10 protein-coding genes are annotated in these 14,766 nt (G+C 47.5%); 5 read left to right on the top strand and 5 right to left on the bottom strand.

Going from position 1 to position 14,766, the window contains the following annotated elements; genetic code table 11:
* Positions 1–66: 66 nt before the first annotated feature.
* Positions 67–2,871 (bottom strand): pitrilysin family protein, encoded by a 2,805-nt coding sequence (locus KFE96_RS07135; protein WP_255835296.1) that lies wholly within the window; start codon positions 2,869–2,871, stop codon positions 67–69.
* 138 nt (positions 2,872–3,009) lie between these two features.
* On the bottom strand, positions 3,010–4,515 hold the full coding sequence (locus KFE96_RS07130) for a CoA-acylating methylmalonate-semialdehyde dehydrogenase (protein WP_255835295.1): 1,506 nt from the start codon (positions 4,513–4,515) through the stop codon (positions 3,010–3,012).
* Between the two features lie 171 nt (positions 4,516–4,686).
* Here KFE96_RS07130 and KFE96_RS07125 point away from each other — a divergent pair, with 171 nt between their 5' ends.
* The gene (locus KFE96_RS07125) at positions 4,687–5,583 is read left to right on the top strand and encodes a LysR family transcriptional regulator (protein ID WP_255835294.1); all 897 of its coding nucleotides are present in this window, start codon (positions 4,687–4,689) and stop codon (positions 5,581–5,583) included.
* On the opposite strand, the gene KFE96_RS07120 is transcribed toward KFE96_RS07125, so the two are convergent.
* Positions 5,584–6,024, bottom strand: a complete 441-nt coding sequence (locus KFE96_RS07120; RefSeq protein ID WP_255835293.1) for a nuclear transport factor 2 family protein — start codon at positions 6,022–6,024, stop codon at positions 5,584–5,586.
* A gap of 149 nt (positions 6,025–6,173) precedes the next feature.
* Between KFE96_RS07120 and KFE96_RS07115 the strand changes: the two genes are divergently transcribed.
* Positions 6,174–7,706, top strand: a complete 1,533-nt coding sequence (locus KFE96_RS07115; RefSeq protein WP_255835292.1) for a S10 family peptidase — start codon at positions 6,174–6,176, stop codon at positions 7,704–7,706.
* A 59-nt stretch (positions 7,707–7,765) separates the two neighbouring features.
* On the opposite strand, the gene KFE96_RS07110 is transcribed toward KFE96_RS07115, so the two are convergent.
* Together KFE96_RS07110 and KFE96_RS07105 are read right to left on the bottom strand one after the other, a co-directional pair.
* A complete protein-coding gene (locus KFE96_RS07110; protein WP_255835291.1) occupies positions 7,766–8,914 on the bottom strand; it encodes a HAMP domain-containing sensor histidine kinase in 1,149 nt (382 codons plus the stop codon).
* Between the two features lie 118 nt (positions 8,915–9,032).
* Positions 9,033–10,163 carry a HAMP domain-containing sensor histidine kinase gene (locus KFE96_RS07105; RefSeq protein WP_255835290.1) on the bottom strand — a complete coding sequence of 377 codons (1,131 nt, stop codon included), beginning with the start codon at positions 10,161–10,163 and terminating at the stop codon, positions 9,033–9,035.
* 482 nt (positions 10,164–10,645) lie between these two features.
* Here KFE96_RS07105 and KFE96_RS07100 point away from each other — a divergent pair, with 482 nt between their 5' ends.
* From KFE96_RS07100 to glmS, 3 genes are all read left to right on the top strand, one after another.
* Positions 10,646–11,485: a phytanoyl-CoA dioxygenase family protein gene (locus tag KFE96_RS07100; protein WP_255835289.1), complete on the top strand. Its 840-nt coding sequence runs from the start codon at positions 10,646–10,648 to the stop codon at positions 11,483–11,485.
* Between the two features lie 100 nt (positions 11,486–11,585).
* The gene (glmU, locus tag KFE96_RS07095; protein WP_255835288.1) at positions 11,586–12,950 is read left to right on the top strand and encodes a bifunctional UDP-N-acetylglucosamine diphosphorylase/glucosamine-1-phosphate N-acetyltransferase GlmU; all 1,365 of its coding nucleotides are present in this window, start codon (positions 11,586–11,588) and stop codon (positions 12,948–12,950) included.
* Positions 12,950–14,764, top strand: a complete 1,815-nt coding sequence (gene glmS, locus KFE96_RS07090) for a glutamine--fructose-6-phosphate transaminase (isomerizing) (RefSeq protein ID WP_255835287.1) — start codon at positions 12,950–12,952, stop codon at positions 14,762–14,764. Before glmU ends, glmS begins: the two co-directional genes overlap by 1 nt.
* Positions 14,765–14,766 lie beyond the last annotated feature (2 nt).

The following is a 14,766-nucleotide window of genomic DNA, read 5'->3' as shown; positions in this document are numbered from 1 at the left end:
AATCCCCAAACTCCCAACTAAGAAAAGCGGCGCCGAAGCACCGCTTAATTCTTTATGCATTATCGATTAATCGATTTTGTTGCCGTTTGCGTCCCAAACTTCAACATTACCGATACCAAGCTCTTTAATGCCTGCTTCGATGTTTGCACGATCACCAACAATCAACCATGTAAGCTGGCCCGGCTTCATTGTTGCCTGAGCTTGCGTTTTAATAGCATCGATATTCAGTGCTTCATATTTACCCTTCAGGCTTGGCACATAATCATTACCGCGACCAAAACGATCATTTGAAAGCAGACTACCAAGAACCGCACCAGCCGTTTCGTACTGGCCTGGCATCTGGCTTGTGTTCTTTACGATCAAACGAGAAAGCTCTGCTTGGGTTGCTGGGTTATCACCAAGGTAACCGTCGAACTCTTTCATAAGCTCAGCGATAGATTCTTTGGTTTTATCCGTTTGAACCGGAGCGTAAACCAGCATCATACGCTGGCCACGAGCATCTGTTGTGAAGGTATAAGCGCCGTATGCCCAACCTTTATCTTCACGGAGGTTCATGTTCACACGGGATGTGAACTCACCACCAAGGATATCAGTCGCCATCTGCTGGCTCATGTTGTTTTCATCACCAGTTGCAGGGAACAAGTGGCCCGCAAGGATAAGAGACTGCGGTGAGCCCGGCTTATCCATGATGATAACACGCGCATTTTCAGGCAAAGCGGCTTCACCAATGTTCTTTGTTGGAACAGCTGATGCTGGGGCAGCCCAATCGCCGAACGTTTTCTCAAGTTCTGCTGTTGCTTCATCCAGTGTGATATCACCAACCATAAAGATTGTTGCGTTATCTGGGCGGATCCAATCAGTGTGGAATTTCACCAGATCATCACGTGTCATACCACCGATGGAATCTTCAGTACCAGAACCTGTGTAAGGAACACTGTATGCGTGGCCATCACCATAAAGCATTGCTGGCAGTGTGCGCAGTGCAAGCTGAACAGGGTTTGCTTTTTCCTGACCAATACCCGCAATCCAGCGCGGCTTAAGGCGGTCAATCTCGCCTTGATCAAAGGCAGGATTACGAACGATATCCGCAGCAAGCGCCAGTGTTTCACCGAGGTTCGCTTTAAGCGCAGAAACACTCACTGTGCTCATATCAAGGTTTGAACCAGTACCAATGTTTGCACCGAGGCTTTCTGCTTCCGCGGAAATTTCAAGCGAAGAGCGTGTTGCTGTGCCTTCATCCATCATGGAAAGCGCAAAGCTTGATGTACCTAGTGGACGGCCAGCATCAGCTGCATAACCTGCATCAAACTGCATTGCCATTGTTACAACCGGTACTGTTGGGCGGTTTGCAACGACAACCTTCATACCGTTTGAAAGCGTTGCTTCCTGAATTTCAGGGAATGTTAGATCAGGCAGTGAACCAACATCTGGTAGGCCAGTCGAACGGTCAACTGTTGAAGCGGTTGTTGTATATTTCGGCTGTGGGCGCATTGTGATTTGGTAATAACCTTCACCCAGCCAGCGATCAGCAGCATTTTTAACTTCCGCTTTTGTCGCCATGTTCATCCAGTTCAGCGTTTTCACATAGAAACCAGCATCACCAGAATAAAGCTCAGCCTGCGCAAGCGCCGTACCTTTACCGCCAAAACCACCAATTTGCTCAAGACCGCGGATACGGTTAGCAAGAATGCTTGTCTTCGCGCGCTTCAACTCATCATCCGTTGGGCCTTCAGCGAAGAACTTTTCAAGTTCAGCGTTGATCAGCTCTTCCACTTTTTTCTCATCTGCGTCTGGCTTAAGGTCAACGGTGATTTCAAACATAGAAGCAAGCTCAAGTGGGTTAATGCCCACATTCACGCTTGTTGCCAGTTGGTTGTTATAAATCAGTGCCTGATAAAGACGTGAGTTTTTGCCGCCGCCCAGAATTTCTGAAGCAAGGTTCAGCATGTAGGCGTCTTTATCATTCCGTGTTGCAACAGCCCAGCTACGCGCGATGCGTGTTTGCGGCGCTGTTGGATCAACCATTTCTTCAATGGTGTTATTTGCGCGCGTTGGAATCCATGCTTTATGCTGCTTAAGCGCTGGGCCCGCCGCGATATCACCAAAGTATTTTTCCATCAGTGGCTTAGCTGTTGCCACATCAATATCACCAGCAAGAACAATTACAGTGTTCGCTGCACCGTAATATTCTTTGAACCAGTTCTTCACATCGTCAAGAGATGCATTTGAAAGATCTTCAAGAGAACCGATTGTGGAATGACGGTATGGGTGACCAGGAGGGAAAAGGCCCTCAAGCTGGCGGTATTCATACTGGCCGTATGGGTTATTATCGCCTTGGCGTTTTTCGTTTTGCACCACACCGATTTGCTCATCCAGCTTGTCTTGCGTTACCGCGCCAAGCAGGTGGCCCATACGGTCACTTTCCATCCACAGCGCCATTTCAAGCGCTGGCGTTGGTACATTTTCAAAATAGTTTGTGCGGTCAAACCATGTTGTACCGTTCATAGCTGTCGCACCAACAGCTTCAAATGGCTTAAAGAATTCATCATCATAGTTTTCGGAACCGTTGAACATCAGGTGTTCAAACAGGTGCGCAAAACCAGTTTTGCCTGTTGGCTCATCTTTGGAACCCACATGGAACCATACACCAACGGATACGATCGGCGCTTTGCGGTCTTCATGCACAATCACGCGCAGGCCGTTATCCAGTGTGAATTTTTCATAACCAAGATGGAATTCAGTATCGAGGCCAGCTGTACGTGTTTCTGCTACAGCTTCGGCCGCAGTCGCTGTAGTATTTGATGCTTCTGGCTGGCATGCCGCAAGCGCAGAAAGCGCAACAGCGCCCATTAAAATGGTTTTAAGTTTCATTAGACTTGTCTCCCCGCTAATGGTGATAAGGGGGATATATTCCCCCATTACCTAGTCTAGAAAAACAGAAAAAGCTTACAGTTTTTCTGTGCACTAAATTAAATACCCGGCAGCCACCACCACCGGGTAAAATACAATTTAGCTATTAAGTGTCGGAATTACAAACTCTGCACCCGAACGAATGCCAGTTGGCCAGCGTGACGTTACTGTTTTTGTTTTTGTATAGAAACGTACGCCTTCCATGCCGTGCTGGTTGATGTCACCAAAGGCAGAGTTTTTCCAACCACCAAATGTGTGGAACGCAAGCGGCACAGGGATCGGCACATTCACGCCAACCATACCAACTTCAACGCGGTTTACATATTCACGTGCTGTATCACCGTCACGGGTGAAGATAGTTGTACCGTTACCAAACTCGTGGATTGTTGGTAGTTCAGCGGCTTCATCAAAAGATTTCGCACGCATGATCTGAAGCGTTGGGCCAAAAATCTCTTCTTTGTAGGTGCGCATTTCAGGAGCTACATTATCGAACAGGGAACCACCAAGGTAGTAACCGTTCTCATAGCCTTCCTGATCATTTTTGAAATCACGGCCATCAACCACAACAGTTGCGCCTTCTTGTTCAGCAAGATCAAGATAGCCTTTAACTTTCGCCATATGCTCAGCTGTTACGAGCGGGCCCATTTCTGCTTCAGCATCCATTGAGTGACCGATTTTTAGCGCTTCAACACGTGGCTTCAGCATCTTCACAAGCTTGTCAGCAACTTCATCGCCCACACATACAGCTACAGAGATCGCCATGCAGCGCTCGCCGGCTGAACCATATGCTGCACCAATAAGGGCATCAGCAACCTGATCAAGGTCAGCGTCAGGCATGATAACCATATGGTTTTTAGCGCCGCCCATAGCCTGGCAACGTTTGCCGTTTGCTGTTGATGTTGCGTAAACATACTGTGCAATTGGTGTTGAACCAACGAAGGAAACAGCTTTCACGCGCGGATCTGTACACACAGTATCCACTGCTTCTTTATCACCGTTCACAACGTTAAATACGCCGTCTGGAAGGCCAGCTTCTTTCCAGCAATCAGCAATCAGCATTGGAACGGTTGGGTCTTTTTCAGATGGCTTCAGTACGTATGTATTACCACATGCAATTGCCATACAGCTCATCCATAGTGGGATCATTGCAGGGAAGTTAAACGGCGTGATACCAGCAACAACACCAAGCGGCTTGCGCATAGAATACATATCAATACCCGTTGATACGTTATCGTTGAACTCACCTTTAATCAGGTGCGGGATACCCTGTGCAAATTCAGCAACCTCAAGGCCGCGCTGCACATCACCTTGTGCGTCTGAGAATACTTTACCGTGCTCACGCGATAGCGCCTCAGCAAGCTCATCCTTGCGCTTATAAAGAACATGCACAAGGTTCTGGATAACGCGAGCACGCTTCACAACAGAAGTTGCAGACCACATCGGGAATGCCTTCTCGGCTGTTTCAATTGCTTTTTCTACTTCCGCTTTTGAAGCAAGAGCAACTTTACCAATCTGCTCACCAGTGGACGGATTAAAGATAGGGCCAAAACGACCAGAGGTGCCTTCCACCTTCTCGCCAGCCATATAATGATGACACTCGTACATACTAACCTCTTTCTGACTGTGGAGAGCTAACCAAAGCCAACATATGCTTAAGGTTTAGCCCTACCCTCCCAAATTCTAGAAGCAGCCTATACCCTGCATAAATGCATGTCACTGAGAAGTTTTGCACCATTCATTGTGCATTTTTGCACAAACTGTTATAGAGCTATCATTATGTTTGATTGGAACGATATCCGTTATTTTCTAGAGCTTGCTCGCCGAGGCAAACTTTCATCCGCCGCGCTCAGGCTTGGGGTAGATCACACCACAGTTGCGCGGCGTATCAAAGCACTTGAGGAAGAGCTGGGCGTGAGCCTGTTTGAGCGAGAAAACCGCGCTTATAAACTATCCGATGATGGCAGACGCCTTCTCACGCATGCGGAAAAGCTAGAAGCCAGTTCACTGGAGCTTCTTCATGATATCACGCCGGAAAGCACTGGTCCCATAGGCACTATTCGCCTTGCCTCCCCCGAAGCCGTGGGCAGCCAGTTTCTTGCACGACATATGCAAAGCTTTCATGCACATAACCCCGGCATCGCGCTTGAGTTAGTCGCCGAAACACGCCACCTATCGCTCACCAAACGGGAAGCGGATGCGGCGATTGTGCTCGCAAAACCTCAACATGGGCGCGTAGTCAGCGAAAAATTAGGGGATTACCGACTGCGGCTCTATGCGGCCCCAGCGTACCTTCAGAAACACCCACCTATTGTGCGCCTCACAGATCTACAACAACACCAGTTCATCTGGTATGTGGATGATTTACTTCCGGTTCCTGAACTTCAAATGCTGGATAAAGCTATCACAGAACCCAACATTATCTTCCGCACCACCAGCGTGACAGGTCAAGCCCACGCGGCTGAAGCCGGGCTCGGCATTGCACTACTGCCGTGTTTTGTCGCTGACAGAATGAAATCACTTACAACCGTACTCCCGCGAGAGATAAGTGTGATCAGGGAATTGTGGTTAACGATGCATGCAGAACTGGCTGAACGCCCGCACTTGATCAAAATGCGAGATTTCCTAACAGCCCTTATCGCCAGTGAACGTAGAACGTTGGTAGGTGAGCGTTAGCTACTTGCTCTGTTGCTTAGTGGTATCATGCATTTGCCAGAGAACATTGATGATTTTCCATTCACCATCGACTTTCATCAAATGCATATAATCGACCCAGTCATCCGCTGTAAGCTTCACTGAAGCAACATTTTGGTCTACGTCCAGTATCTCAATGATCTTTTTCGGCTGTGCCGGAAAACCTTTGCCATCTGCGTTATAGGTTTCAGCAACACGAAGCATGGTTTCCTTCGACGTTTCCATCACAAACGGTTTGCCGTCTTTATCTCGCCAATAAGTGCGCTTCTTTAACTCATCATGCAGCGCGCTTGCCATCTGGCTTGGGTTTGGTTTGTGCTGACTTTCAATATAATCAAGAGCTGCGCGTTTGATTGCCGCTTCATCTGGCACGCCAGCCCAAAGCAGCATTGCGGCGGAAAAAACTGTCGTGACATGGGCCATAGTATATCTGCCTTATTCTTTATTTGTTACGACATAACATTACAAAACTTAACAAACAACCCTATACTGTCATTTGCACAAAAAAACTTTACTTTGCCCACCGCTCTATTCGCGTTACCAATTTTATCACGGTTATAGGGAGGGTTCTCATGAAGAAATTTATAACAGGCGCAGCGCTTTCGGCTGTGCTTCTGGCTGGCTCTACGCTTGCCGATGACAAAAAGAAATACGCCAATCCGCCAGTGAAAGAGCCGCAGGTTTTCACCACTGAAAAATCTGGCACTTTTGGCGGCAAAAAGATTAACTACCGCACCATCGCGGGTGATACATTCACTTATATGGAAAACGGCGAGGCTGACGCCACTTTCTTTGCTTACGAATATATCAAGAAGGATGTGAAAGACCCATCCACACGTCCGGTGACATTCGTGTTCAATGGTGGCCCAGGCTCTGCTTCCATGTGGCTGCATATGGGTGTATTTGGCCCAAAGCGCGCAGTTATTCCTAGCGATCCGGATGATGACGGCGCGGCACCATACAAAGTGATGGATAACCCTGAAACAGTGCTGGATGCTACTGATCTGGTTTTCATTGACCCAATCGGCACCGGTATGAGCCGCTCGCTTGGTGATAACAACCCACAGAAACATTGGGGAGTGCTGGAGGACGGCAAATCTGTTGCACGCTTTATCCGCCAGTGGGTTCAGAACAATAACCGCTGGAACAGCCCCAAGTTCATTGCGGGCGAAAGTTACGGTACTGTGCGTTCTGCGGTTCTTGCGGATGAACTTACCAATCGTCACAATATTGGCCTGAACGGTATTATGCTGATCTCCGCTGTTCTAGATTACCAGAATAGCCGCATTCAAGATGGCAGCATCATGAGTTATGTTTCCTTCCTGCCAAGTTATGCAGCAACGGCCTGGTATCATAATAAACTACCTAACAAACCTGCCAACCTTGAAGCTTTCCTTAATGAAGTGCGCGAATTTGCTGCGGGCGAATATGCCCAAGCACTTATTCAAGGTAATCGTCTGAGCACAGCGCAAGAACAAGCAATCATTGATAAATTGCATGCATACACAGGCCTGAAAAAGCAATATCTGAAAAACACAAACATGCGTATTCACGTCTTCCGTTTCTTCAAAGAACTGATGCGCGACGAAGGCAAAGTGGTTGGCCGCCTTGATAGCCGCTATCTGGGTGAAGAACCTGATGCCGCGGGTGAGTTTTTCTCGGGCGACCCGTTTGCCTATGCATCTGGCAATGCTTTCAATGTAGCGATTAACAGCCACCTGACTGACTTTATGGGCGTTGACTTCTCAAAGCCGGAACTTGGTCGCCGCATTTACAATATGTCGGCGCGCGCTTCTAAAGGCTGGAAATGGAACTGGAACGTATGGGGCAAAAGCGTGCCGAACGGTGGCCGTTTTGTGAATGTGATCCCGTATCTTGGGAAAGCTATGCGCCGCAATAAGGATATGGGTGTTCTAGTAACCAGCGGATATTATGATTTCGCAACACCTTTCTTTGGTGCAGAAAACGCACTGGCGGAAGTAGATATCGTAAAAGACCGCGTGGAATACACATATTACGAAGCAGGCCACATGATGTATGTGCATGAGCCAAGCCGCCTTAAATTCCTCAATGATATCCGCGATTTCATCAAGAAATACGAATAAAGATATCACTCGCTGAATGTTAAAACATGAAGCCCGCTTTGCATTTCGCAGAGTGGGCTTTAACTTGCCCGGAAATCTTCCATAATTGAATGATTAAGGCTATCATCATCAGATGGCTTAACAGCTCTGGACGCAGGGAATATAAGGCGGGCATGCGTTCCTCTTCCCTTCTTGGATGTAAGTTCCACAGTGCCATCATGAAGCCCCATAAAAGTGTTCACCAGCGCGAGGCCAAGCCCGGCACCCGCATTATCACCATATACTTTTGAAGCTTGCGCCTGCGAAAATGGCTCTAGCGCTAAATCAATCTCTTCGTTGGTCATACCAACGCCGTGGTCGAACACCTCAAGCACATGGCTGCCATCCGTTCGCGCATAGGATTTAACGAGAATTTCGCCACCCTTCTGGGAAAACTTAATCGCATTAGAAAGCAGGTTAAGAAGCATCTGTTTTACGATGCGCTTATCGGCCCACAGCACAAGATCATCTTCTGTTTTAGAGACAAAATAAATCCCCTGCTCACTGGCTCTGGCCTGCACAATTGGCAAGCAATCCGTTACGAGCGACCGGAGAAAGAATGCCTCTTCAGTGATAGTTATCTGCCCAGCTTCTACCTTTGCTAAATCAAGAATATCATTAATGATACCGAGAAGAAGCTTGCCGCTTTCATGAATATGTTCGGCGTATTCAGCATATTCAGGCACTTCAAGACTGCCGTACACTTTATTATTCATTACTTCAGAAAAGCCGATAATAGCATTCAGGGGGGTTCTAAGTTCGTGGCTCATTTTCGCCAGAAATTCGCTCTTTGCCTGATTGGCTTCACTCGCGGCAACCAATGCTTCCTTAAGCTGTTCACTGCGGCGTTTCAGGCTCTCTTCCGCACGTTCACGCTTTTTAATTTCGCTTTCCAGCTTCAGGGTTACATGAAACCATCTTGAAAGCCCAAGGCCTGTTAAGAAAACACCGGGGATATACCCAAGCACTGCGACAAGCAGGTTCCATTCCCCTTTATCCGCCATCATCAACATGAAAGGTTCAAGAAGCGTTTCTTCAAGATAATCTACAAGAGCTGCCAGACTAAGAAGCCCCGTACCAACAAGAATGAAATATACACCACGATCAAGACGCATAACACGTCGGTAACGTGCCAAAATAAGCACAGGGACGATGGAAATGCCTAAAAATATCAGCAAATCAGGATGCAATAGAAAACCCCATATTTGTTCAATAATTTAAAAATACACTAAAATACTTAATACAACCCGCTAAATACTCAGAAAAAATAATACTCAGCACATATTCATAAGCTTCACCCCACAGAGATTATAAATTCTCCTGAAGCTTATCTTCCGGATTTTCCGTTACCCGCTGATAGGAGCTTAGCTCGTCATACGCTTCCGCGGAAGTCTCTAATTTTGCTGAAGCCTCCAAACTTGAAGGTTGCACCATTCGGCTTGGCGGAAACTTCAGGCATACAGATGTACCTCTGTTTTTAAGAGATTCAAGGAACATGTCGCCGCCATGAAGTTCGGCGAATGTTTTCACTAACGTAAGACCCAGGCCCGCGCCTTCGTGGCTACGGGTCATAGCGCCCTCAAGCTGGTTAAAAGGCCGAACCACGTGCACAACCTCGGCCTCGCTCATGCCGCACCCTGTATCCTTTACCATAAAAGCACAGCTATCATCAGGCATCGGCAGTGTAGCCACAGTTACTTTCCCACCCGGATCTGTAAATTTGATAGCATTAGAGATGAGGTTCAAAACCATCTGCTGAACCATACGCCTGTCTGCTTTAACAATAAGCCCTTCCTTCAGAGATATCTCTGTCTCCAGCCCTGCTTTCAGGATAATGGGATCAAGCAATTTCACACAGTCACGCACCAGCTTACTAAGGCAGAAAACCTCTTCCACCATCTGCATGCGGCCAACTTCAATATTGGAAAGGTCCAGAATATCATTAATAATATCTAGAAGGTGGCTTCCACTTCGGTGCACCATATCCAGATATTCTTTATATTGCGGCGCTCCCAGTTTCCCGAAAACTTCACTGGCCATCAATTCTGAAAACCCAATAATAGCATTAAGAGGCGTTCTAAGTTCGTGGCTCATATTGGCGAGGAAATCACTTTTGGCACGGTTTGCCGCTTTCGCTTTTTCCGCCATCTCTTCGTTACTTTTCGCAAGCTCCTTAAGTTCTTGCTCAATTTCGCTGCGCTGCTTGATTTCTTCCTCTAGCCGGAAAGTTAGCGCGAGCCAGTTCCTGAACCCCAACCCCATCAGAACGATGCCCGGGAAATATCCAAAAATCACAATACCGCTGCGATACAGGCGTTGATCGATGTCGTTTCTGATCCAGTTTTTCACCACATCGATATAGGTATCTGCATAATCAAGACCGGAAGACAAGCTAAGGAAAATACAGCCAGCAAAAATATAGATAAATCCCTTATCCATATGTTTGATATGCTTGTAGTGATGCAGCAGAACGATAGGAATTATCGTTATACAAATAAAGACCAGTAATTCAGGGTGCAGATATTGCACAAAATCACCTTAATCAGTGTTAATTCACATATGTTGCCCCCGACTAAAAACACGCAACACAGTACTAACTGAAAACCACTGAGAACCAGATAGACAGGATATCAGAAAATATCCTTATAAAACCAGCAACTATTGCTTGATCATGTATTTTTTTCTGTCAAAAGTATGCTCGTCGAGATTATTAGCGAAAACCTCTAAACCTTAATATGTATAATCTATTTAAAGTTCATATGTGGCCGCTCTGGCTTTTTGAAATTGGCACTCAGGCCAAGAATTTCAAAGCGAATCCAATATTAGGGTCCAGGGTTTTAAATACGCTGGGTTTACATGTAGGCAGAATACTCCTCGCACAAGGCGCCATCCACATCCGCTGGTTCCTTCTAAGAGGCCTAATGCCCAAAACATACCGCAAATCTTTTCACGCGGATGGTTTTATCGCGATAGAAGATTTCATAACAGCTGAAGAAGTAACTTCGATCAGGGAAGAAATCGCCGCCTACAAGGGTGAAGTTCGGCAAATGACCCAGGGCGACACGGCCACCCAGCGCTTTCTTCTGGATAGAGAAACGCTCAGCAACGCGCCAACCCTTAAAGCGGTAACTGAAAATACAGAATTCAGAAACTATCTTTCCTACACTGGGGCAAAAGCCACCCTGCCGATGCTTTATATCCAGCGTATCCGGAATGGTTTCCGGCAGGAAAAGGCTGACCCACAGAAAAATATGCATTCCGATACATTTCATCCAACGATGAAAGCATGGCTTTTCCTTGAGGATGTTACAGAGGAGATGGGTCCCTTCACCTATGTACCAGGCTCCAGCAAATGCACTACAGCGCGCCTCAAGTGGGAGTACCGTAAATCCACAGGTGCCGCCAAAATGAATGATAAATACTCAGAAAAAGGCTCCCTCCGCGCAGCTCCTGAAGATTTAGAGGAAATGGGTTTACCGTCCCCTAAAGGCCTAACCGCAAAAGCGGGTACACTTGTAATAGCAAACACCAACGGCTTCCATGGGCGCGGCCAGGCACAGGCTGGCGCAAACCGCCTGGAGATTTGGGCCTACAGCAGGCATAATCCATTCAATCCCTACCCGGGTTTTAACATACCGTTCGTACCGCACATCAAACATAAAGTGATGACCGCTTTCCTTCACAGGAAAGACAAAAAAGCGGCTGAAAAAGGCAGCAAACCCAGCTGGCATCTTATTTCCGAAGAAGAAATGCTGAAATAGCCATTATATTTGCATAATAACACCATTTTTCTTTCGAAAATTCGTCTTAAACCCGTTAAGGTACACGCATTATTTAAGAAATTAGGGATGGCGTTATTTCATGAGCACCAGCAACTTTGCAGCTATTATACTCGCCGCAGGTAAAGGCACCCGCATGAAATCCAGCACACATAAAGTGCTGCACAGTGTAGGTGGCAAACCTATGCTGATGTATCTGCTTGATACCGTAAACCAGCTTAATCCTGCAAAAAACATACTGGTTGTCGGCTCTGGCAAAGAGCAATTGATGAATGCTGTTCCGGGCGCTGATTTTGTTGAACAAACAGAGCAATTAGGCACAGGCCACGCCGCGCGCATTGCCGTGGATAGCCTGCCTGAAGGTTTCAGTGATGATATTATCATCCTGTTTGGTGATGTCCCTTTCATCCCACTTTCTGTGATGGAAGAAATGATCGCAAAAGGCGGATCTGAAGTTGGAAACGGCTTAACCGTTTTAGGCTTTCGCCCTGAAGATGCCGCGAAATATGGCCGCCTTGTCACCAGTACAGACGGTAAATTAGAACGCATTGTTGAATTCAAAGATGCTTCTGAGGATGAACGCGCCATCACGCTTTGCAACAGCGGTATGATGCTTATCAGCGGCTCGCATGCAAAGAAATGGCTGCATCAACTTTCAAACGATAATGCCGCTGGCGAATATTATCTGACAGATCTTGTAGAATTTGCTCGTCGCGATGGCCTTGACGTAGCTGTTGTTGAAGCATCAGAAGATGATGTTCTCGGCATTAACAGCCGTGAAGATTTAGCCCGCGCTGAAATGGCCATGCAGAAAAAATGGCGGAAACAGGCCCTTGACGGCGGTGTCACGATGATTGATCCTGACACAGTTTATTTCAGTCACGATACCAAGCTAGGTAGCGATGTTACCATTGAGCCGAATGTTTTCTTCGGACCCGGTTCAGTTATCGAAAACGGTGTAACCATCAAAGCAAACAGTCATATTGAAGGTGCCCATGTTCGGGCAAACAGCTCTATCGGACCATTCGCGCGCTTACGCCCTGCCGCTGATATTGGTGCAGGTTCCAAAATCGGTAATTTCGTAGAGATTAAAAAAACCAAATTGCATGAAGGCGTGAAGGTAAGCCACTTGACATACCTTGGGGATGCAGAAATTGGTGCGGATGCCAACATCGGCGCAGGCACTATCACCTGTAATTATGACGGCTTTCTAAAATATAAAACCACTATCGGTGCAGGCGCTTTCATAGGTTCAAACTCAGCGCTGGTTGCTCCTGTCACTATTGGTGATGGCGCCATTGTTGGTGCCGGCAGTATTATCACCAAAGATGTTGAGGAAGACAGCCTTGCAGTGGCACGTGGCCGACAACGGGGTATTCCGGAATTTGCCGCTAACTTCAGAGAAGAAAAGGCTGCTGAAAAAGCAGCTCAGAAGGGGAAAAAATAATGTGCGGTATTATTGGTATTCTAGGCACTTCCCCTGCCACCCCTCGCATTCTGGAAAGCCTTCGCAGGCTTGAATATCGCGGTTATGATAGCGCAGGTATTGCAACCCTTGAAAAGGGTGAATTGAACCGCACGCGCGCACCCGGAAAACTCGTTAATCTTGAAAAGGCTCTCCGAGACCATCCACTTACAGGCAATACAGGTATTGGTCACACACGCTGGGCCACACATGGTGAACCTACAGAAGCCAATGCTCACCCACATATGACAGACAGGGTTGCTATTGTTCACAACGGCATCATTGAGAACTTCAAACCGCTTAAGGATGAACTCCTCGCCAAAGGTATTCATTTCGAAGGTGAAACAGACACTGAAGTTGTAGCTCGGCTTTTAACGGAATATCTGAAAGACGGCATGGAAGTGCGTGCTGCATTCCAAAAAACCGTTTCCCGGCTTGAAGGGGCTTTTGCCCTTTGCGTACTCATCCGTGGTGAAGATGATTTGATGTACGGTGCTCGCGTCGGTAGCCCACTTGTGGTGGGTATCGGTGACGGTGAAAACTATTTCGGTTCAGACGCTATGGCGCTTGCGAGCCTCACCAACAAACTCATCTATCTGGAAGAAGGTGATTGGGCTGAAATCACACGTTCTTCTGTAGAAGTTTTCAAAGCGGATGGCAGTGCAGTAAACCGTCCTGTAAGCGTAAGCCAAGTGGCGCACACCATGGTGGATAAAGGCAACCACCGCCACTTTATGCAGAAAGAAATTTTCGAACAGCCAACGGTAGTGGCGCAAGCACTTGGCAGGTACCTGGATCCGAACGCCGGGACTGTGAAGCTACCGGAAATACCATTTGATCTGGCAGGGCTTACAAAGGTAACGCTCATCGCATGTGGCACCAGCTTTTATGCAGCCCAGGTTGCGCGCTACTGGATTGAGAAACTGGCTCGTGTGCCGGTTGAAGTAGATATTGCGTCGGAATTCCGTTACCGCGATCCAGTTTACCCTGATGGCGGCTTAGCCATTTTCATCTCCCAATCAGGCGAAACCGCCGACACACTCGCGGCACTTAAGCACGCAAAAGCGGCTGGGCAGCATGTTATGGCACTTGTGAACGTGCTTGGTTCATCCATGGCACGTGAAGCCGATGTGGTATTCCCGATTTATGCGGGGCCAGAAATTGGCGTGGCAAGTACCAAGGCGTTCACTTGCCAACTTTCGGTACTGGCGGCCTTTTCCATCAAACTGGCAGCGGCCAAAGGCAAACTATCTGCGTCCGAAGAAGCAGAGTATGTAGCAGAGCTTGAGCATGTACCAAGCCTGATGGCGAAAGTGCTGCATAATGATGATGCTATCGCCGATATCGCACGCCAAATTGCAACAGCTCAGGATATTCTTTTTGTGGGCCGCGGCATCCATTTCCCTATCGCTATGGAAGGCGCCCTGAAACTTAAAGAAATCAGCTATATTCACGCAGAAGGCTATGCGGCAGGTGAATTGAAACACGGCCCTATCGCGCTCATTGATGAAAACGTGCCGGTTATTGGTATCGCACCAAAAGATGATCTGATTGATAAAACTGTTTCCAACCTGCAAGAGATTATGGCTCGCCAAGGCAAAGTTGTCCTTTTGTCGGATGATACAGAGGGTCAGGAAGGTTTCTTCGCAAAACTTAAAATGCCGTCCGCTGGTGAACTTGCTGCGCCTCTTATCTACGCACTACCTGTTCAATTGCTTTCATACCATGTGGCAGTTGAAAAGGGCACGGATGTGGACCAGCCAAGAAACCTGGCAAAATCGGTAACGGTTGAATAGGA

The sequence above is a fragment of the Kordiimonas sp. SCSIO 12603 genome (genome assembly GCF_024398035.1).
Classification (GTDB): domain Bacteria; phylum Pseudomonadota; class Alphaproteobacteria; order Sphingomonadales; family Kordiimonadaceae; genus Kordiimonas.
The sequence above is the reverse complement of the archived record's forward strand: the minus strand, read 5'-3'. Positions and strand labels throughout refer to the sequence as shown.

Excerpts from the sequence above, each read along its gene's own strand:
- KFE96_RS07135 (WP_255835296.1), bottom strand. The coding sequence starts at position 2,871 with ATGAAACTTAAAACCATTTTAATGGGCGCTGTTGCGCTTTCTGCGCTT.
- KFE96_RS07130 (WP_255835295.1), bottom strand. The coding sequence starts at position 4,515 with ATGTACGAGTGTCATCATTATATGGCTGGCGAGAAGGTGGAAGGCACC.
- KFE96_RS07125 (WP_255835294.1), top strand. The coding sequence starts at position 4,687 with ATGTTTGATTGGAACGATATCCGTTATTTTCTAGAGCTTGCTCGCCGA.
- KFE96_RS07120 (WP_255835293.1), bottom strand. The coding sequence starts at position 6,024 with ATGGCCCATGTCACGACAGTTTTTTCCGCCGCAATGCTGCTTTGGGCT.
- KFE96_RS07115 (WP_255835292.1), top strand. The coding sequence starts at position 6,174 with ATGAAGAAATTTATAACAGGCGCAGCGCTTTCGGCTGTGCTTCTGGCT.
- KFE96_RS07105 (WP_255835290.1), bottom strand. The coding sequence starts at position 10,163 with ATGGATAAGGGATTTATCTATATTTTTGCTGGCTGTATTTTCCTTAGC.
- KFE96_RS07100 (WP_255835289.1), top strand. The coding sequence starts at position 10,646 with ATGCCCAAAACATACCGCAAATCTTTTCACGCGGATGGTTTTATCGCG.
- glmU (WP_255835288.1), top strand. The coding sequence starts at position 11,586 with ATGAGCACCAGCAACTTTGCAGCTATTATACTCGCCGCAGGTAAAGGC.
- glmS (WP_255835287.1), top strand. The coding sequence starts at position 12,950 with ATGTGCGGTATTATTGGTATTCTAGGCACTTCCCCTGCCACCCCTCGC.